16 protein-coding genes and 1 pseudogene are annotated in these 20,234 nt (G+C 44.0%); 15 read left to right on the top strand and 2 right to left on the bottom strand.

What is annotated here, in order from left to right; all coding sequences use genetic code 11:
* Positions 1 to 32 precede the first annotated feature (32 nt).
* Complete coding sequence (locus HNR63_RS01510) at positions 33 to 1,115, bottom strand: HD-GYP domain-containing protein (protein WP_021093734.1); 1,083 nt, start codon at positions 1,113 to 1,115, stop codon at positions 33 to 35.
* Between the two features lie 174 nt (positions 1,116 to 1,289).
* On the opposite strand from HNR63_RS01510, the gene hpf reads away from it, so the two are divergent.
* The 11 genes and pseudogenes from hpf to HNR63_RS01565 all read left to right on the top strand — a co-directional run bounded on the left by hpf (position 1,290) and on the right by HNR63_RS01565 (position 13,087).
* Positions 1,290 to 1,838: a ribosome hibernation-promoting factor, HPF/YfiA family gene (gene hpf, locus HNR63_RS01515; RefSeq protein WP_085789600.1), complete on the top strand. Its 549-nt coding sequence runs from the start codon at positions 1,290 to 1,292 to the stop codon at positions 1,836 to 1,838.
* 109 nt (positions 1,839 to 1,947) lie between these two features.
* The gene (locus HNR63_RS01520; RefSeq protein ID WP_246316700.1) at positions 1,948 to 2,238 is read left to right on the top strand and encodes a coiled-coil domain-containing protein; all 291 of its coding nucleotides are present in this window, start codon (positions 1,948 to 1,950) and stop codon (positions 2,236 to 2,238) included.
* 104 nt (positions 2,239 to 2,342) lie between these two features.
* Positions 2,343 to 3,218 (top strand): annotated as a pseudogene (tnpB, locus tag HNR63_RS01525) (IS200/IS605 family element RNA-guided endonuclease TnpB); the annotation flags it as partial.
* A gap of 162 nt (positions 3,219 to 3,380) precedes the next feature.
* Positions 3,381 to 5,885 carry a preprotein translocase subunit SecA gene (secA, locus tag HNR63_RS01530; protein WP_181519589.1) on the top strand — a complete coding sequence of 835 codons (2,505 nt, stop codon included), beginning with the start codon at positions 3,381 to 3,383 and terminating at the stop codon, positions 5,883 to 5,885.
* An 81-nt stretch (positions 5,886 to 5,966) separates the two neighbouring features.
* Positions 5,967 to 7,074 (top strand): peptide chain release factor 2 gene (gene prfB / locus HNR63_RS01535; protein ID WP_181519662.1). Its coding sequence is split into 2 segments (ribosomal slippage): positions 5,967 to 6,038 and positions 6,040 to 7,074, totalling 1,107 coding nucleotides; the frame shifts between segments, so codons are not numbered across the junction.
* A 141-nt stretch (positions 7,075 to 7,215) separates the two neighbouring features.
* The gene (locus HNR63_RS01540; RefSeq protein WP_009362326.1) at positions 7,216 to 8,076 is read left to right on the top strand and encodes a YitT family protein; all 861 of its coding nucleotides are present in this window, start codon (positions 7,216 to 7,218) and stop codon (positions 8,074 to 8,076) included.
* A 58-nt stretch (positions 8,077 to 8,134) separates the two neighbouring features.
* On the top strand, positions 8,135 to 8,461 hold the full coding sequence (gene cccB / locus HNR63_RS01545; RefSeq protein ID WP_075039276.1) for a cytochrome c551: 327 nt from the start codon (positions 8,135 to 8,137) through the stop codon (positions 8,459 to 8,461).
* A gap of 161 nt (positions 8,462 to 8,622) precedes the next feature.
* Positions 8,623 to 9,309: a cell division ATP-binding protein FtsE gene (ftsE, locus tag HNR63_RS01550; protein WP_021093726.1), complete on the top strand. Its 687-nt coding sequence runs from the start codon at positions 8,623 to 8,625 to the stop codon at positions 9,307 to 9,309.
* Entirely contained in the window at positions 9,299 to 10,192 is an 894-nt protein-coding gene (gene ftsX / locus HNR63_RS01555) for a permease-like cell division protein FtsX (protein WP_041639043.1), read from the top strand. Before ftsE ends, ftsX begins: the two co-directional genes overlap by 11 nt.
* 19 nt (positions 10,193 to 10,211) lie before the next feature.
* Positions 10,212 to 11,474 carry a PcsB-like coiled-coil domain-containing protein gene (locus tag HNR63_RS01560; RefSeq protein ID WP_181519590.1) on the top strand — a complete coding sequence of 421 codons (1,263 nt, stop codon included), beginning with the start codon at positions 10,212 to 10,214 and terminating at the stop codon, positions 11,472 to 11,474.
* Between the two features lie 176 nt (positions 11,475 to 11,650).
* Complete coding sequence (locus HNR63_RS01565) at positions 11,651 to 13,087, top strand: S41 family peptidase (protein WP_181519591.1); 1,437 nt, start codon at positions 11,651 to 11,653, stop codon at positions 13,085 to 13,087.
* Between the two features lie 186 nt (positions 13,088 to 13,273).
* On the opposite strand, the gene HNR63_RS01570 is transcribed toward HNR63_RS01565, so the two are convergent.
* Positions 13,274 to 13,702, bottom strand: coding sequence for a MerR family transcriptional regulator (locus HNR63_RS01570; protein WP_181519592.1), 429 nt, complete (start codon positions 13,700 to 13,702; stop codon positions 13,274 to 13,276).
* A gap of 178 nt (positions 13,703 to 13,880) precedes the next feature.
* Between HNR63_RS01570 and HNR63_RS01575 the strand changes: the two genes are divergently transcribed.
* From HNR63_RS01575 to uvrA, 4 genes are all read left to right on the top strand, one after another.
* Positions 13,881 to 15,044 (top strand): PDZ domain-containing protein, encoded by a 1,164-nt coding sequence (locus HNR63_RS01575; RefSeq protein ID WP_425485155.1) that lies wholly within the window; start codon positions 13,881 to 13,883, stop codon positions 15,042 to 15,044.
* Between the two features lie 2 nt (positions 15,045 to 15,046).
* A complete protein-coding gene (locus HNR63_RS01580) occupies positions 15,047 to 15,271 on the top strand; it encodes a CsbA family protein (RefSeq protein WP_085787793.1) in 225 nt (74 codons plus the stop codon).
* A gap of 108 nt (positions 15,272 to 15,379) precedes the next feature.
* Positions 15,380 to 17,353 carry an excinuclease ABC subunit UvrB gene (gene uvrB, locus HNR63_RS01585; RefSeq protein WP_181519593.1) on the top strand — a complete coding sequence of 658 codons (1,974 nt, stop codon included), beginning with the start codon at positions 15,380 to 15,382 and terminating at the stop codon, positions 17,351 to 17,353.
* Positions 17,354 to 17,356: 3 nt separating this feature from the next.
* Complete coding sequence (gene uvrA, locus HNR63_RS01590; protein WP_181519594.1) at positions 17,357 to 20,209, top strand: excinuclease ABC subunit UvrA; 2,853 nt, start codon at positions 17,357 to 17,359, stop codon at positions 20,207 to 20,209.
* Positions 20,210 to 20,234 lie beyond the last annotated feature (25 nt).

Genomic DNA, 20,234 nt, shown 5'->3' on the forward strand with positions numbered 1-20,234 from the left:
CATTTTAACATATGCGTAAAAATGAGTGTTGTTTAAAACGCTTCTACAATGGTGACGTTTACTTCTTTTCGTAAGTCGATTTCAAATGGTGATTTTAGCGTTTCACCGTTCGGGTTTTGTAAAATACGAACGACAGGGCGAAGCGGATATTCTGGGAAAATGTTTGAGACGACGCCTCGGTATCCTGTGTTGAGTACAATGTTTGTGCCAAGCGGGTAAATGGCGACGTATTTTAAAAACGTTTTAATGAGTTCGTAATCAAACAGTGTGTTTCCAGCTGCGCATAAATATTCGGCCGCTTCGTGTGGCGAATGTTGTTGGCGATGATCGCGCGGTGAAGTGAGCGCATCGAACACGTCTGCGATCGCAATAATGCGCGCGAATTCGTGAATGTATTTACCGGCTGCTTTGTGCGGGTAACCGCTCCCGTCAAAACGTTCATGATGTTGTAAGGCACAGTAAGCGGAAGATGGTGAAATATTATTTTGCTTTTTCAATAGTTCAAATCCAAATTCCGTATGATGTGATATAATTCGGCGTTCCTCAGGGCTAAGAGGCCCTTTTTTCGCCCAAAGTGCACTCGGAATTTGCGTCATGCCGATATCAAATAAAAGCGCCCCAACACCTAAATCGAGCAATTGTTGCGAGGAATACCCTTTCGCTAATCCGATGACACCTGCGATCGTTGCGACGTTGACCGAGTGATGAAAAAAATATCCCTTTGAAATAACAAGGTCGGATAAGTTAATGAGCAAGTTTTCCCTGCTCAATAAGTAGTCTAAAATTTCTTTAAATATTTTTTGATATTCTTGCCCGAGATCTAGCGAAGATACGCGTTGAACAGCTTTTTGTTCTTCGATGAGTTCCGTCATCGTTTCGTACACTTTTTTTACGGCTTGTTGTCGTACAACCGGGCTAATCGTTGGCTTCTCCTCAATGTCAAATGTAAAAATGTCGTGAATATAAATATGACGAATGCCGTTTTCGCGCAATCCGCGAATGTATGAGTCGGTCAGTTTGACTCCTTTAGCAAGCAAAACGGCACCGTTCGGTCCGTAAATATCGACGGCGAGCACATCGCCACTTTTTGCTTCAAATATATGCACTTTGCGCATGCGATCACACCTCAGCAGAAAAATACGAACGCTTTTTCATCATCTATAAATTATAGCATAATTATCCATCGTTTTGTTCATCATTTTTTCACAAAAAATGTGACGATTGAGGAGGAGTTTTGTAGGGAATTGTAGAAATAAGTAATCAACCTTTTATAAAAGGAGGAACAGCGTATGAAATACAACATTCGCGGAGAAAACATCGAGGTTACACAAGCGATTCGAGAATATGTTGAGAAAAAAATTGGGAAGTTAGAACGTTATTTTGAAACGACTGAAGGAGTTACTGTTCACGTTAATTTAAAAGTATATAACGATAAACAATCGAAAATTGAAGTAACGATCCCAATGCCACAAATTGTATTGCGTGCGGAAGAGCGCCACGACGATATGTATGCGGCAATCGATTTGGTCGTCGATAAACTCGAACGCCAAATTCGTAAACATAAAACGAAAGTGAATCGAAAAATGCGTGAAAAAGAAGCAAACGGTGTGACGCTTACAACAACTGCTCCTGTCGCAACAGAAGAGCATGAGGAAGAAGAATTTGAAGTTGTACGTACGAAGCGTTTTAGCTTAAAACCGATGGATAGTGAAGAAGCGATTTTACAAATGAATATGCTTGGCCATAACTTTTACGTCTTTATTAATGCGGAAACAAACCGCACAAACGTCGTTTACAAACGAAAAGACGGCAAATACGGCTTAATTGAAGCGAACTAATCCTCCCGCCCTCTGTCGACATAAGACAGAGGGCGGTATAATGTGAAAGGAGGCAGAAGCAATTTTACGTGAAATTTTAGGGAAGTTGACGAGTATTGAGAGTCATTTTTTGCAATTTCAACAAGAAGTGCGCGAAAGATTTGCGCAAATTGATGGTCGCTTTGCCCAGATCGACGAACGATTCGCTCAGATCGAAAGCCGATTAGATGCGCTTGAACAAGAAATGAAAGAAACAAATGGGCGCATCAGTCGCCTGGAGGAAGAGATGTGCGATGTCAAGAAACGTCTCGAGCATGTGGAAATACAGCTAATTGACGTAAAAGAAACGGTGCAACGTTTAGAAATTCAACTAGCCGACGATGTGCAAAACATTTATGATTTTAACCGAGAACACTCGTGACTTTAGTCATGAAATGAATCGGCTAGGTTAGTTTATCCAAACGTCTGACATATGTTATTCTATTTACGACAGTATATCCAAAATCAGAAAGCGAGGTGAAAGCCATGCTCGTCCATAAAGCATATAAATTTCGGATTTATCCAACCAAACAACAGGAAATCCTCATTGCCAAAACATTCGGTTGTGCTCGTTTTGTATTCAATCACTTCCTTGCTGAGTGGGAACGTGCGTACCGAACAACAGGAAAAGGGTTGACCTACAAGCTTTGTTCTTCTCAATTAACAAACCTAAGGAAACAATTTGTATGGCTAAAAGAAGTGGACAGCATTGCGCTCCAAACCTCGCTGAAACATTTATCTGATGCGTACACCCGATTTTTTCAAAAACAAAACAATAAACCACGTTTTAAGTCAAAAAAGAACAAGGTGCAATCGTACACAACAAAGTACACGAACGGAAATATTGCCGTTGTCGGCCATCGAATCAAACTTCCGAAACTAGATCTTGTTCGTTTTGCGAAAAGTCGGGAAGTCGAAGGACGCATCTTGTCTGCGACGATTCGACGAAACGCAAGCGGAAAATATTTTGTGTCGATTGTTGTAGAAATAGACGTGCAACCACTCCCTAAAACGAATCGTGCCATCGGGATTGACTTAGGTGTAAAACATTTTGCGATTCTTTCAGACGGTACGACATATGCGAATCCAAAGTTTCTTCGTAAACTTGAAGAAAAATTAGCCAAAGCCCAACGTATTCTTTCTAGGCGACAAATCGGGAGTTCAAATTGGCATAAACAGCGAATCAAGGTCGCACGCCTACACGAGAAAATCACAAATTCCCGAAACGACTACTTGCACAAACTCTCCACCGAGATCGTCAAAAACCACGACATCATCGGAATCGAGGATTTGCAAGTGTCAAACATGATGAAAAACCACAACTTAGCCAAAGCCATTGCCGACGTATCGTGGTCAACATTTACAGTCGAAGCCTCTATCGAGCAACTACAATCGCAAGTGTAATCCAGCGAAGAAGCTGGTTTCTTCTTTTTTTTCCCACCCCCTTTTCCGTATGAGTTGTCACCTTTTCTTGTAAGTGATATGATGGTAATTAGCGACTATATAAGCAAGGGGCGTTTTTGTATGCTTGGAATGTTAAAAAAAGTGTTTGATCCGAATAAACGACAAATTGCGCGATTAGAAAAAATCGCGAATGAAATTGATGCGCTCGGTCCGCAAATGGCGCAGCTTTCCGATGACGAATTGCGTCAAAAAACAGAGCAATTTAAAGCGCGTCTTGAAAAAGGAGAAACGCTTGATGATCTGCTTGTCGAAGCGTTTGCGGTCGTTCGCGAAGCAGCAAAGCGCGTGCTTGGCATGTATCCGTATAAAGTGCAATTAATGGGAGGCATCGCGCTTCATGAAGGCAACATCGCTGAAATGAAGACAGGGGAAGGAAAAACGTTAACCGCAACGATGCCTGTCTATTTAAATGCATTAACAGGAAAAGGCGTCCACGTCGTGACAGTAAACGAATACTTAGCAAGCCGTGACGCACACGAAATGGGCAGATTGTATCAGTTTTTAGGTTTATCTGTCGGACTGAATTTAAGCAATATGTCGCGCGAAGAAAAACAAGCGGCTTACAACGCCGATATTACGTACGGAACGAATAACGAATTCGGTTTCGATTATTTGCGCGATAACATGGTGTTATATAAAGAACATATGGTACAACGTCCGCTTCATTATGCGATTATTGACGAAGTTGACTCGATTTTAATTGATGAAGCGCGTACACCGCTCATTATTTCAGGTACAGCGCAAAAGTCTACAAAATTGTACATTCAAGCGAATGCGTTCGTCCGTACATTAAAACGGGATGTCGATTATACGTACGATGAAAAAACGAAAAGCGTGCAGCTCACGGAAGAAGGAATGAACAAAGCAGAGCGCGCGTTTGGAATCGATAACTTATTCGATTTAAAACATGTGACGTTAAACCATCATATTAACCAAGCATTGCGTGCGCACGTTGTCATGCAGCGCGACGTCGATTATGTCGTTGAAGACGGAAAAATCGTCATCGTTGACCCGTTTACCGGTCGCCTCATGCGCGGACGCCGATATAGCGATGGGCTTCATCAAGCGATCGAAGCAAAAGAAGGGCTTGAGATTCAAAATGAATCGATGACGCTTGCGACGATTACGTTCCAAAACTATTTCCGTATGTATGAGAAGCTTGCGGGGATGACGGGAACAGCGAAAACAGAAGAAGAAGAGTTTCGCAACATTTACAATATGCAAGTTGTCGTCATCCCGACAAATAAACCAGTCATTCGTGATGATCGTCCAGATTTAATTTATCGCACGATGGAAGGAAAGTTTCGTGCAGTTGTCGAGGATATTGCGGAACGTCATGCGAAAGGACAACCTGTCCTCGTCGGTACGGTGTCGATCGAAACGTCTGAATTGTTGTCAAGCATGTTAACGAAGCGCGGCATTCGCCATAACGTATTAAATGCGAAAAACCATGCGAAAGAGGCAGAAATTATCGCCCAAGCAGGTCAAAAAGGTGCGGTAACGATTGCGACGAACATGGCAGGACGCGGAACGGACATTAAACTTGGCGAAGGGGTGCGCGAGCTTGGCGGTTTAGCGGTCATCGGGACAGAGCGTCACGAAAGTCGCCGCATTGATAATCAGCTGCGCGGTCGTTCTGGTCGTCAAGGAGATCCGGGGGTATCGCAATTTTACTTGTCACTTGAAGATGAACTGATGCGTCGCTTCGGTTCAGAAAATATGATGGCGATGATGGATCGTTTAGGTATGGACGATTCACAGCCAATTCAAAGTAAAATCGTTTCAAAGGCGGTTGAGTCGGCACAAAAACGTGTCGAAGGAAATAACTTCGATGCACGTAAACAACTATTGCAGTACGACGACGTATTGCGTGAACAACGCGAAATTATTTATCGTCAACGTTTCCAAGTGCTTGATTCAGAAAACTTGCGCGATATCGTTGAAAAAATGATTCAATCGGTCATCGAGCGCGTCGTGCGCATGCACACGCCAGAAGATGAAATGCCAGAAGAATGGAATGTGCAAGCAATTGTTGATTATGTGCAAGCGAACCTTCTTTATGAAGGGGATGTGACGATCAACGACTTGCGCGGCAAAGATCCAGAAGAAATGATTGAATTCATTTGGAGTAAAGTGCGCGCGCGTTACGATGAAAAAGAAAGCCGCATTCCAGCTGAGCAAATGCGCGAGTTTGAGCGCGTCATCGTCTTGCGTGCTGTCGATATGAAATGGATGGAGCACATTGATGCGATGGAACAGCTGCGCCAAGGTATTCATTTGCGTGCGTACGGTCAAATTGATCCGTTGCGTGAATATCAAATGGAAGGATATGCGATGTTTGAAGCGATGATCGCTTCCATTGAAGAAGAAGTCGCACGTTACATTATGAAAGCAGAAATTGAAAACAACCTTGAGCGACAAGAAGTGGCAAAAGGTGAGGCGGTCCATCCGAAAGAAGGCGAAGAAGTGAAGCGCAAGCCGGTGAAAAAAGCAGTGGAAGTTGGTCGGAATGATCCGTGCCCGTGCGGAAGCGGAAAAAAATATAAACATTGTTGTGGACGATAAGTGAGGGACTTTTCCCTCGCTTTCGTTATGTTGCGTTCGTGATGACGTTTGAATACAATAATGGTTGAGGTGAATGACATGATTGATTTAGTAGAAATTAAGCAAGAGCTTGAGAAAATGGCTAAGCGATTAGCGGACATTAGGGGGTCTCTTTGACCTCGAAACGAAAGAAGCGCGCATCGAACAGCTAGAAGCACAAATGGCTGCCCCTGATTTTTGGGACGATCAAAAAGCTGCCCAAGCGGTCATTAGTGAAGCAAATGCGCTAAAAGATTTAGTTGGTGAGTTTCGTTCGCTTGAAGAGCGATTTGAAAATTTAGAAGTGACGTACGAGCTTGTCAAAGAAGAACCAGATGAAGAATTGCAAAAAGAGCTCGTGTCTGAGGCGAAAAAATTATCGAAAGACTTTAGTGAATTTGAACTGCAATTGTTGTTAAATGAACCGTATGATAAAAATAACGCCATTTTAGAACTTCATCCTGGCGCAGGTGGAACAGAGTCGCAAGATTGGGCGTCGATGTTGTTGCGCATGTATACGCGCTGGGCGGAGAAAAAAGGATACAAAGTGGAAACGATCGATTATTTACCGGGTGAGGAAGCAGGAATTAAAAGTGTCACGTTGTTAATTAAAGGGCATAATGCATACGGATATTTAAAAGCGGAAAAAGGCGTCCATCGCCTCGTGCGCATTTCACCGTTTGATGCTTCTGGTCGCCGTCATACGTCGTTCGTTTCGTGCGAAGTTGTACCTGAATTTGATGACAACATTGAAATTGATGTGCGGCCAGATGAAATAAAAGTCGATACGTATCGTTCGAGCGGTGCCGGCGGTCAGCACGTCAATACGACAGACTCAGCTGTACGCATTACACATATTCCAACAGGCATTGTCGTCACATGCCAATCAGAGCGTTCGCAAATTAAAAACCGCGAAAAAGCGATGAATATGTTAAAGGCGAAATTGTATCAAAAGAAATTAGAGGAGCAACAGGCGGAGCTCGCAGAAATTCGCGGCGAACAAAAAGAAATTGGCTGGGGAAGCCAAATTCGTTCTTATGTGTTTCATCCGTACTCGCTTGTAAAAGATCATCGGACAAATACCGAAGTCGGAAATGTGCAAGCGGTTATGGACGGAGAAATTGACGTCTTTATCGACGCATATTTACGTTCGAAATTAAAACAAGGGTAAGGTGTCCGGCATGGGCACCTTTTGTTGTGTATGTTGAAAGAACGTATATTAACTTCACTATATTAAATCATTATTGCGTTAATTCGATGTCATTTACTTCCTATATCGGGCATGCTATACTCACGAGGGAAGGTGAGAAGCATGCGAAAAAGAAGCAACATAACAAATCCATTTGTTGAAAAAGTGCTCGAATACGTATACATTCTTGTCGGCTCGGCCGTTGTGGCCGTTGCGTTTAATTTATTTTTACTTCCGAATCGTGTCGCATCTGGTGGGGTAAGCGGCATCAGTACGATTTTACATGCGACGCTCGGTTGGCAGCCAGCATACGTACAATGGGCGCTTAACATTCCGCTATTTATCGCAGGTGTGCTATTGCTCGGAAAGCAATTTGGTGTAAAAACGTTAGTCGGTACCGCCTTTTTACCGTTTGTCGTTTATTTAACACATGACGTGGCGCCGGCAACGCACGATCCATTGCTTGGGGCATTATTTGGCGGCATTGGCGTCGGTGTAGGACTAGGCATCGTTTTCCGTGGACGAGCATCGACAGGGGGAACCGACCTAGCTGCTCAAATTATTCATAAATATACAGGGTTATCGTTAGGGACGTGCGTCATTTTAATTGATGGTTTAATCGTTTTAACCGCAGCGTTTGTGTTCGATTTAGAACGGGCGCTATATGCATTAATTGCGTTATTTGTAACGAGTAAAACGATTGACTTTGTCCAAGTTGGTTTCGGCAATTCAAAAATGGCAATGATTATTACAACAAAAGAAGAACAAGTGCGGGAAGCGATTTTGCATAAAATTGACCGCGGTGTGACAAAACTACATGCATACGGTGGATATACAGAAAAAGAGCGCACGATGCTTATGTGCGTTGTGGCACAAAGCGAGTTCACAAAATTGAAACAATTAGTGAAAACCATTGATCCGTCTGCATTTGTCGTCGTTATGGATGCAGCGGAAGTGCTTGGCGAAGGATTTAAACGTGCCTAACGTAAAAACGATGCGATATAATAGAAGTGTATGAAAATGTTGACAAGGGGGATTTCGTATGAAGAAAAAGCTACTTAGCTTATTTGCTGGTACAGCGATCGTGTTAGCTGCCTGTGGTGGAGGGGATAGCGCGAGCGAAAAACCAGCCAACGGTGGCGGGGATACAGCTTCAGCTGCAGAAGCCGTTTACAAAAAAACATGTGCAAGCTGCCACGGACAAAACTTAGAAGGTGGCGTTGGTCCTGCACTTGACAAAGTAGGCGGAAAATATTCACAAGATGAAATTAAAAATATTATTGCAAACGGTCGCGGCGGTATGCCAGGTGGTCTACTCCAAGGCGACGATGTCGATAAAGTAGCGGAATGGTTAGCAGCGAAAAAATAAAGAGGATGCCAATGGGAGCATCCTCTTTTCGTTTGTAACACTCTTGAAATATAACTGTAAATAAAATTCGCCCCCTTTTTGTCGGAAATGATGATATAATGGACGAGGTAAGAATTTTGCAGGAATATGTAGAAAAACATCGAATACTTAGGTGGTTGCTTATGATTGAAATGCAAGATGTATATAAAACGTATCCGAACGGAGTCATTGCATTAAACGGGATTTCCGTTCGCATTAAGCAAGGAGAATTTGTATATGTCGTCGGTCCGAGCGGCGCTGGGAAATCGACGTTTATTAAAATGATGTATCGCGAAGAAAAGCCGACAAGCGGAAAAATTATGATTAACGGTGTCAACTTGGCGAATATAAAAGACAGCAAAGTGCCGTTGCTTCGCCGAAACATCGGAATCGTCTTTCAAGACTTTAAGCTTCTTCCAAAGTTAACGGTATATGAAAATGTCGCGTTTGCTTTGGAGGTTATTGAAGAATCGCCAAAAAACATTCGCAAGCGCGTCATGGAAGTGCTTGACTTAGTGCGGCTAAAACATAAAGCGCGCTTTTATCCAGATGAATTATCGGGCGGAGAACAGCAGCGCGTGTCAATTGCCCGTTCGATCGTCAACAATCCGTCGATTGTCATTGCCGACGAACCGACAGGAAATTTAGACCCGGATACATCGTGGGAAATCATGGACATTTTCGAGCGCATTAACGATCGGGGAACGACGATTGTGATGGCAACGCATAACCGTGAAATTGTCAATACGATTCGTAAGCGCGTTATTGCGATTGAACGCGGGAAAATTGCGCGCGATGAAGTGAAGGGGGAATATGGCTATGAAACTTAACACCCTTCGCCGTCATTTTCGTGAAAGTTTAAAAAGTCTCGGACGAAACGGTTGGATGACGTTTGCGTCCATTAGTGCTGTCACGGTAACGCTTTTGCTTGTTGGCGTATTTCTCGTCATTATGCTCAACATTCAACATATAACGAAACAAATTGAACGCGACGTCGAAATTCGCGTGCACGTCGATTTAAGTGCGACAGAAGCAGATAAAGATGCGCTCAGAGCGAAGTTAGAAGCTCTTTCTGGCGTCGAAAAAGTAACGTATTCATCGAAAGACGAAGAATTGCAAAAGTTGATTGAAAGTTTCGGAGAAGACGGAAAGTCATTCCGCTTATTTGAACAAGATAACCCGTTAAGCGATGTATTTATCGTAAAAGCGAAAAATCCGCTTGATACAGAAAAAATCGCAAAGCAAATTGAACCGTTGCCATCTGTCGGCAAAGTGAAATACGGAAAAGGGCAAATTGAAAAACTATTTGCCGCAACAAAAACGATTCGCAATGTCGGATTAGCGCTTATTATTGGGTTGTTATTTACAGCGATGTTTCTCATCTCAAACACAATTAAAATTACGATTTTTGCCCGCCGTCGCGAAATCGAGATTATGAGATTAGTAGGCGCGACAAACGGGTTTATTCGCTGGCCATTTTTCCTTGAAGGGCTATGGCTCGGCATTTTCGGTTCGATCATTCCGATCGCCATCGTTCTTTCCGCTTACTCGTACGTATTTGACTTGTTGTATCCAAAGTTGAAAGATACATTTTTTCAACTTCTCCCGTTTTATCCGTTTGCATGGCAGTTGGCAGCTGTGCTCGTCTTATTAGGAGCATGCATTGGTATGTGGGGAAGCATGATGTCAGTGAGACGATTTTTAAAAGTATAGAAAGAGAGAGGGGTTTACGGTGCGAAATAGATGGGGAACGATCGTTGCAGTCGTGATGCTGTTTATAAGTGTTGCTGCGCCTGCATATGCGGTAACAAATCGCGACATTCAACAAAAAAAGCAAGAAATTAAAAGCGTGCAACAAAAACAATCATCGCTCGAAAGCAAGTTAGAGCAGTCGCAACAAGAAATTGAACGGTTAAAAGCAGAACAAGAAAAAGTAAATGCGGAAATCAAAAAGCTCGATTTGGCGGTAGAAGAAACGAGCGCCAACATTCGTGCGAAACAACAAAGCATTGAGGAAACGAAGCAACAAATCGTTGCGCTGAAAAAAGAAATTGAAGAAGTTGCTGCCCGCATTGAACAGCGCAATGAGTTGCTGAAAGAGCGCGCGCGTTCATTGCAAGAAAGCGGCGGTGTCGTGAGCTATTTAGACGTCTTACTTGGGGCGAAAAGTTTTAGCGACTTTATTGACCGTATGAGCGCAGTTGCGACCATTTTTGAAGCAGATCGTCAAATCATTAAAGAGCAGGAAGCAGATAAGGCGTTAAAAGAAGCGAAAGAACAACAATTAAACGATCAGTTAATCAGCTTGCAAAAACAGCTAACGGAGCTTCAACAATTAAAACAGACGTTGAATGAACAAATCGCGGCAAAAGAAAAATTAATGGCGCAGTTAAAAGAAGAACAAAAGCATGAAGAAGAAAAACAACTCGCTTTAGAAGAAGAAAAAGAGTTGCTTGAAAAACAAGAAGCGGCAATGAAAAGCCAATTGCAAGAAATGATTCGCCGTCAAAAAGAGCAAGAAGAAGCACGGAAACGCGCATTAGCGAGTCGCGGTTCGTCTGAAGACGATGGGGGCAGTTTGCCGCCTGTGTCAGATGGGGCGTTCATGCGCCCAGCAAACGGGCCAATTACATCGACATTTGGACCGCGTTGGGGTGAATTCCATTACGGCATTGACATCGGTAAACGCGGTGCTAGCGTTCCTGTCGTTGCGGCAGCTGATGGCTATGTGTATCGCTCATACTATTCATCAAGCTACGGAAACGTTATTTTTATCATGCATTACATTGATGGACAAGTATATACGACAGTGTATGCTCATTTAGAATCACGTCTTGTTGGCGAAGGACAAAACGTCAGCAAAGGACAAATGATCGGCTATATGGGCAACACTGGTCGTTCGTTCGGTGCGCACTTGCATTTTGAGTTGCATCGCGGCCCTTGGAACGCATCGAAATCAAATGCAGTAGACCCGCTAAAATATATTCCATTCTAAAGCACAGCTCGTTTGCTGTGCTTTTACGTATTGGTTGAGAAAATGGCGCGATCGGTGTAAAATAAATACATCTTTATCATAGTTATGAACGGTACAAGCTATTCATATAATGAAAATAAACAGGCATCGCACACGGTGTGATGCCTTTCATGTATCGAAGGGTGAGGAGGCAAACAATGAACAAAAAAACAATCGCAGCACTCATGGCTTTATCGATGTTGTTCGGTTCAGGGGTGACGTATGTCGGCATGCAGTCGCTTTCTTCCGATACGTCAACGATGACGATCAATATCCCAACGACAACGGAGAAGCCGGCGAATGAAGAGCTTCAAAAAATTGAACAAGCATACAGCATGATTAAACAAAAATACGTTCATGATGTCGATGACAAACAGCTCATCGACGGGGCGATTCAAGGAATGATCGCGACGTTAAAAGATCCGTATTCCGTTTATATGGATAAAGAAACAGCGGAACGATTTAACGAGTCGCTCGATTCTTCTTTTGAAGGAATCGGAGCGGAAGTAAGCATGGTTGACGGCAAAGTGACGATCGTTGCTCCGTTTAAAGGATCGCCTGCAGAAAAAGCCGGGCTTCGTCCGAACGATCAAATTATTAAAGTGAATGGCGAAAGTTTAGAAGGGCTTGATTTATATGAAGCGGTATTGAAAATTCGCGGGAAAAAAGGGACGATCGCTCGCTTAGAAGTCGTTCGACCGGGAGTAAGCGGCGTATTGACGATCGAAGTCGTGCGCGATGAAATTCCAATTGAAACAGTATATGCATCAATGAAAGAAGTAAATGGCAAACAAATCGGCTATATCGAAATTACATCGTTTGCGGAAAAAACAGCGGAAGATTTTAAAACGAAGTTAGCGGAATTTGAGAAAAAAGGCATCTCAGGGCTGATCATTGATGTACGCGGCAATCCGGGCGGCTACTTACAAAGTGTGGAAGATATTTTAAAAGAGCTTGTGACAAAAGATAAGCCGTATGTACAAATTGAAGAGCGCGACGGCGATAAACAACGTTTCTTCTCAAATATGACGAAGAAAAAACAATATCCTATCGTCGTTTTGATTGATAACGGAAGCGCATCGGCATCGGAAATTTTAGCGGCGGCGTTAAAAGAAGCGGGCGGGTATATGCTCGTTGGTGAAAAAACGTTTGGAAAAGGAACAGTTCAACAAGCGTTGCCAATGAATGACGGAAGCCATATTAAATTAACGTTATACAAGTGGCTGACGCCAAATGGAAACTGGATTCATGAAAAAGGAATTGAACCAGATGTTAAAGTGAAACAGCCTGACTTTTTCTATGCGCATCCGCTTCAAATCGACAAGCCTTTAGCATATGACATGAATAACGAACAAGTGAAAAGCGCGCAACAAATGTTAAAAGGTCTCGGTTTTGATCCAGGGCGTGAAGACGGCTACTTTAGCAAACAAACAGAACAAGCCGTTCAAGCGTTCCAAAAAGCAAACGGCTTACAAGCGACAGGGAAAATTGATAAGCAAACGGCTGATGTATTGCAAACAAAAGTGATGGAAGCAGTTCGCGACGAACGATACGACGAACAATTGAAAAAAGCATTGCAACTAATCGGAAAGTAAACAAACTCCCCCTCGCCTTCATAGGCAGGGGGAGTTTTTATAAGATAAGAAAGTATAAAATTTCAAATTGATGTCTAGCTCCAAGCGCCATCGGCTCGAGTCGCTCCGCCCCACACTGCGGCGGCGACAGCCTCCTCGGTGGGGCTTGTGCGCTCTTCGCCGATAGGCAGGCGCTTTGCGCTTTTCTTATAAAAAGAAGCTGATGATGCCGCGTCGTTTTTGTTTTGTTGGTTGTTCGATGATCGGTTCGGTTTGTTTTTGCCGTTCAAGTTCACCAATGCGTTGTTCGAGCTGTTGGATATATTGGAGCATTTCTTCCATTTCGCGTCGATGTTGCAGCAATTGAAAAGAGACGACGTCATCTGCTTTTTGTTCTATTTTTCGTTCAAGTTCATCGAGACGTTGTTCCACTTCTTCCCATTCCACATGTTCTTTTTCTTCTTCATCCACGCCGAGAAATTTATATTTTTCTAATTGTTCGATCGCTTCGTTCGTAAATACATAATGTCCTGCTTCATTTTTCGTGCACGGAATGTTATATTTTTTCACCCAGCGTTGCACCGTTTTTGTCGATACCCCAAGACGCTTCGCTACTGCGCTCGTTTTTAACTCCATCGTTTCACGCTCCTTCCGATCATATATGAACAAACAGTTAGACACTTTTCATAAAATTCCTTGTTCGTTGACAAAACTAGTGTTCATTCGGCAAAGAAAGTGAATTTTCGTCAACCATAAACGTTTGAAATTTGTTACAATACAAAATAGACGATCGGAAAAAATGGAGATGATGGAAATGGAATGGGGATTGGCATGGCTGAAAGCGTTCGGAACGTTTTGGCTACAACCGTTATTATATTATGCGGTCATATTTGCATTGTTTATTGGCTGGCGTCGCGTGCAACGAGAACGGCGAGATTTTCATACGCGCGTGTACCGAACATCGCGTGAGTGGCGTGCCCTTATTCGCTCGCGCAGCTGGTTTGCGCTCATTTTTTCGCTTGTGACTGTTGGGGCTGGGGTTGTTCTCCCGAATGATACGCTCGTCTTTTGGGCAATGGTGACGATCGTATGCAGTTTGTTTATGCAGCTTCGGTTGTTATCGGCTGCATATGTCGGAAGCATCGTCATATTTACCGTTAGTTTTTTTGCGCAAACAGAGTGGGCGCAGCCGTTTTTTGCGCGTTTTTTCCCACATGTGACAGAAACGAATGTGACAGCTGTCGCGTTTCTGATCGGGTTGCTTTTGTTTATTGAAATGTGGCTCGTTCATCGGGAAGGAGCAGAGTTAAGTTCTCCTCGTCTTGTGACGAGTAAGCGAGGGCTTGTCATCGGTGAACAGTTCGTTCAGCGGCTTTGGCTTGTGCCGTTGATCATCCCTGTGCCGGGGGATGGCGTGCAATCGTTTGCGGCGTGGTGGCCAATTATTTCTGGTGGCAATACGTATTCGTTCGTGCTCGTTCCGTTTTTGCTTGGTTTTTCACAACGGGTGCAAACGGGACTACCTGTCCATTTAGCGAAATGGACGGCAAAACGCATCGGTTGGTTAGCGTGTGTCGTCAGTTTATTGGCGATCGGTAGCTACTGGATGAAGCCGATCGCGATCGTTGCTGCGGTAGTAGCTATTTTATGGAGGGAATGGATCGCTTTATCCGCCAAGTTATATGAACAAAAATTCCCGCCATATTTTACGAAGCGAATGAGCGGACTTGTCATTTTAGGGGTGTTGCCGAACACGCCAGCACATAAAATGGCGCTTTCAGTTGGAGAAGTGATCGTAAAGGTGAACGGCACGCCAGTCGCAACGGAAGATGAATTTTACGCGGCGTTGCAACAAAATCGAGCGTTTTGTAAGCTAGAAGTACTAAACGAAAGCGGGGAAGTTCGTTTTGCGCAAACGGCTTTATTTGAAGGCGAACATCACGAACTCGGACTGTTATTCGTAAGAGATGAGGGATAGCTATGTGGTTTGTATTAGCATTAATTGTACCAGCGTTGTTAGTCATTTTGTTTACGCGGGTTACGTATAACCATTATGTCGGTACGTTGCTTACTGTCGCATTGTTAGTGGCGTCATATGTGAAAGGATATACGGATCAGTTGTATGAAATTGTTGCGGATTTGGCGTCGCTCATTGTCGGATTTTTATATGCAAAACAAATGGTCGAGAAACAAAAACGGTCGTAAACCTGTCCAAATGGGCAGGTTTTTTCATAGAATATTTGTTCGTATTTTTCGCTTTTCGTTTCATTTGTATGGTACAATACGAAGTAGAAATGAAGTGGAGGGACCGTTGTGAGCACATTTCAATTAGTATCCGCTTATGAGCCGCGTGGCGATCAGCCGAAAGCGATTGCGAAGCTTGTCGAAGGCATTCAGCAAGGGAAAAAGCATCAAACGTTGCTTGGCGCAACAGGAACAGGAAAAACGTTTACGATTTCAAACGTCATTCAACAAGTAAATAAACCGACGTTAGTCATCGCTCATAATAAAACGTTAGCGGGTCAGTTATATAGCGAGTTTAAACAATTTTTCCCGAACAACGCTGTTGAATATTTTGTTAGCTACTACGATTATTATCAGCCGGAAGCGTACGTGCCGCAAACGGATACGTACATTGAAAAAGATGCGAGCATTAACGATGAAATTGATAAATTGCGCCATTCCGCGACGTCTGCGTTATTTGAACGGCGCGACGTCATTATTATCGCCAGCGTTTCATGCATTTACGGCTTAGGTTCGCCGGAAGAATATCGTGAACTTGTCGTTTCGCTTCGCGTCGGTATGGAGATGGAGCGCGATCATTTGCTTCGTCGGCTTGTCGACATTCAATACGAACGAAACGATATTGATTTTCGTCGTGGGACGTTTCGGGTGCGCGGAGATGTCGTCGAAATTTTCCCAGCTTCTCGCGATGAGCATTGTATTCGCATTGAATTTTTTGGTGATGAAATTGAGCGTATTCGCGAAGTAGATGCGTTGACGGGACATGTGATGGCGGAACGAGAACATGTGGCGATTTTTCCAGCCTCTCACTTCGTCACGCGCGAAGAAAAAATGAAACTGGCGATTGAAAATATTGAAAAAGAACTAGAAGAGCGGCTTCGCGAACTGCGCGAGCAAGGAAAATTGCTTGAAGCGCAACGGTTAGAACAGCGGACGTGCTACGATATTGAAATGATGAAAGAAATGGGCTTTTGTTCGGGGATTGAAAACTATTCGCGCCATTTAACGTTGCGACCGCCTGGTTCGACGCCTTATACATTATTAGATTATTTTCCTGACGACTTTTTAATTGTCATTGATGAATCGCATGTGACATTGCCGCAAATTCGTGGCATGTATAACGGCGATAAAGCGAGAAAAGAAGTGCTTGTCGAACATGGCTTCCGCTTGCCGTCAGCGTTAGATAACCGTCCGCTCACGTTTGAAGAATTTGAGCAAAAAGTAAATCAAGTCATTTACGTTTCTGCCACACCGGGTCCGTATGAGCTAGAACATTGTCCAGAAGTTGTCGAGCAAATTATTCGTCCGACCGGATTGCTAGACCCGACCATTGACGTGCGACCAATTGCAGGACAAATTGACGATTTAGTCGATGAAATTCAAAAGCGAATCGCTTGCAATGAGCGAACGCTTGTGACGACGTTGACGAAAAAAATGGCAGAAGACTTAACCGATTATTTAAAAGATATCGGCATTCAAGTCGCTTATTTGCATTCGGAAATTAAAACGCTTGAGCGCATTGAAATTATTCGCGATTTACGATTAGGTAAATATGATGTGCTCGTCGGCATTAACTTATTGCGAGAAGGGCTTGATATTCCAGAAGTGTCGCTTGTCGCGATTTTAGATGCGGATAAAGAAGGATTTTTACGTTCTGAGCGTTCGCTTATTCAAACGATTGGACGGGCAGCGCGCAACGCAAACGGTCATGTCATCATGTATGCCGATACGATCACAAAATCGATGGAAATCGCGATAAACGAAACGAAGCGGCGTCGCGCCATTCAAGAAGCGTACAATCGCGAGCATGGCATCGTGCCAAAAACGATTCAAAAAGACATTCCAGATGTCATTCGTGCGACGTTTGCTGCAGAAGAAAAAGAAACGTATGAAACAAAAGACGTTCGCCATTTATCGAAAGAAGAACGTATTGCGCTCATCGCCAAACTGGAACAAGAAATGAAAGAGGCAGCGAAAGCTCTTCATTTTGAACGGGCTGCTGAGCTGCGCGATCTCATTTTAGAATTGAAAGCTGAGGTGTAACGAATGGATCATATTGTCGTCAAAGGAGCGCGTGCGCACAATTTAAAAAATATTGATGTCGTCATTCCGCGCAACAAACTTGTTGTGTTGACGGGGTTATCTGGCTCTGGAAAATCATCGCTTGCGTTTGACACCATTTATGCGGAAGGACAACGGCGCTATGTCGAGTCGTTATCGGCGTACGCCCGCCAATTTTTAGGGCAAATGGACAAACCGGACGTCGATTCGATTGAAGGGCTGTCGCCTGCCATTTCCATTGACCAAAAAACGACGAGCCGCAATCCGCGTTCAACGGTCGGAACGGTGACGGAAATTTACGATTATTTACGTTTACTGTTTGCGCGCATCGGCCGCCCTGTTTGTCCAACGCATGGCATTGAAATTACGTCGCAAACGATTGAACAAATGGTTGACCGCCTTATGCAATATCCAGAGCGGACGAAGATGCAAATATTAGCGCCTATCGTTTCCGGACGAAAAGGGACGCATGTGAAAACGTTAGAAGAAATAAAAAAACAAGGGTATGTGCGCGTTCGCGTCGACGGAGAATTGCGTGACGTATCGGAAGACATCGTGCTTGAGAAAAATAAAAAACATTGTATTGAAGTCGTCGTAGATCGCATTGTGATGAAAGAAGGTATTCAGTCACGCCTTGCCGATTCGCTTGAAACGGCGTTAAAGCTTGCAGAAGGCAAAGTGCTCGTCGATGTGATCGGACAAGAAGAATTGTTGTTTAGTGAACATCACGCTTGTCCGCATTGCGGCTTTTCGATTGGCGAACTAGAGCCGCGCCTATTTTCATTTAACAGCCCGTACGGCGCATGTCCTTCATGTGACGGATTAGGGGCAAAGCTTGAAGTCGATCTCGATTTAGTCATTCCTAATAAAGAGCTGACGCTTCGTGAACATGCGCTCGCTCCATGGGAACCGCAAAGCTCGCAATATTATCCGCAATTGTTAGAAACGGTATGTCGACATTACGGCATCGATATGGACGTGCCTGTAAAACAGTTGCCGAAAGAACAGCTCGACCTTTTATTGTACGGATCAAATGGCGAAAAAATATATTTTCGTTATGAAAACGACTTCGGTCACGTGCGTGAAACGTATGTGGAATTTGAAGGGGTCGTGCGCAACGTTGAACGCCGTTATCGGGAAACGACGTCCGATTACGTACGGGAGCAAATGGAAAAATATATGACCGAACAGCCGTGTCCGACGTGTCATGGCAACCGTTTGAAAAAGGAAAGTTTAGCTGTGTTCGTTGGCGGCAAACATATTGGCGAAGTGACAGCGATGTCGGTGAACGAAGCACTGGCGTTTTTTGAAACGCTTCACCTAACGGAAAAAGAACAAAAAATCGCCCATTTGATTTTACGTGAAATTGTTGAACGGCTCGGTTTTTTAAAAAACGTCGGACTCGATTATTTAACGTTAAATCGCGCTGCAGGAACGCTTTCGGGAGGAGAAGCGCAACGCATTCGACTAGCGACGCAAATTGGCTCGCGCTTAACGGGTGTACTATACGTGTTAGACGAACCTTCTATTGGTCTTCATCAGCGCGATAACGATCGATTAATTGCGACATTGCAAAGCATGCGCGATTTAGGAAACACGCTCATCGTCGTGGAGCACGATGAAGATACGATGCTTGCGGCAGATTATTTAATTGACATCGGGCCGGGAGCCGGAGCACACGGCGGACAAGTCGTTGCCGCTGGAACACCGGAAGAAGTAATGAACGATTCGCATTCATTAACGGGCCAATATTTATCAGGGAAAAAATTTATTCCGCTTCCGATTGAACGAAGAAAGCCAGACGGTCGTTGGCTTGAAGTAATCGGGGCGCGAGAAAACAACTTGAAAAACGTCGATGTTCGCATTCCGCTCGGACTGTTTGTTGCGGTGACAGGCGTATCCGGTTCAGGAAAAAGCACGCTCATTAATGAAATTTTGCATAAAGCGTTAGCGCAAAAATTACATCATGCGAAAGTGAAGCCGGGAGAACATACAGACATTCGCGGCATCGACTATTTAGATAAAGTGATCGACATTGATCAGTCGCCAATCGGGCGGACGCCGCGCTCGAATCCTGCGACATATACAGGCGTCTTTGACGATATTCGCGATTTATTTGCGACGACGAACGAAGCGAAAATGCGCGGATATCAAAAAGGGCGGTTTAGCTTCAATGTAAAAGGCGGTCGTTGCGAAGCGTGCCGCGGGGATGGAATTATTAAAATTGAAATGCACTTTTTGCCTGATGTGTACGTGCCGTGTGAAGTATGTCACGGGAAACGGTACAACCGCGAAACGTTGGAAGTGAAATATAAAGATAAAAACATTGCGGAAGTGCTTGATATGACAGTCGAAGAGGCGTTGACGTTTTTCGAAAATATCCCGAAAATTAAACGAAAGCTACAAACGCTTTATGATGTCGGGCTTGGCTACATGCAACTCGGGCAGCCGGCCACGACGCTTTCTGGAGGCGAGGCGCAGCGGGTGAAGTTAGCATCGGAGCTACATCGCCGTTCAACAGGAAGAACGTTATACATTTTAGACGAACCGACAACGGGTTTGCATGTTGATGATATTGCCCGTTTATTAAACGTTTTACAGCGGCTTGTTGAACAAGGGGATACGGTGCTCGTCATCGAACATAACTTGGACGTCATTAAAACGGCAGATTATATTATCGACCTTGGACCAGAAGGTGGAGATGGCGGCGGACAAATCGTTGCGGCAGGTACGCCAGAACAAGTTGCACAAATAGAGCAATCATATACAGGACGGTACTTACTACCGATTTTACAACGCGACCGCGAACGCATGCGTCAACGTATACCGAGCGTATAATGCGCTCGGTTTTTTTACGAAACTT

The sequence above is a fragment of the Anoxybacillus ayderensis genome (assembly GCF_013761015.1).
Taxonomy (GTDB): Bacteria; Bacillota; Bacilli; order Bacillales; family Anoxybacillaceae; genus Anoxybacillus; species Anoxybacillus ayderensis.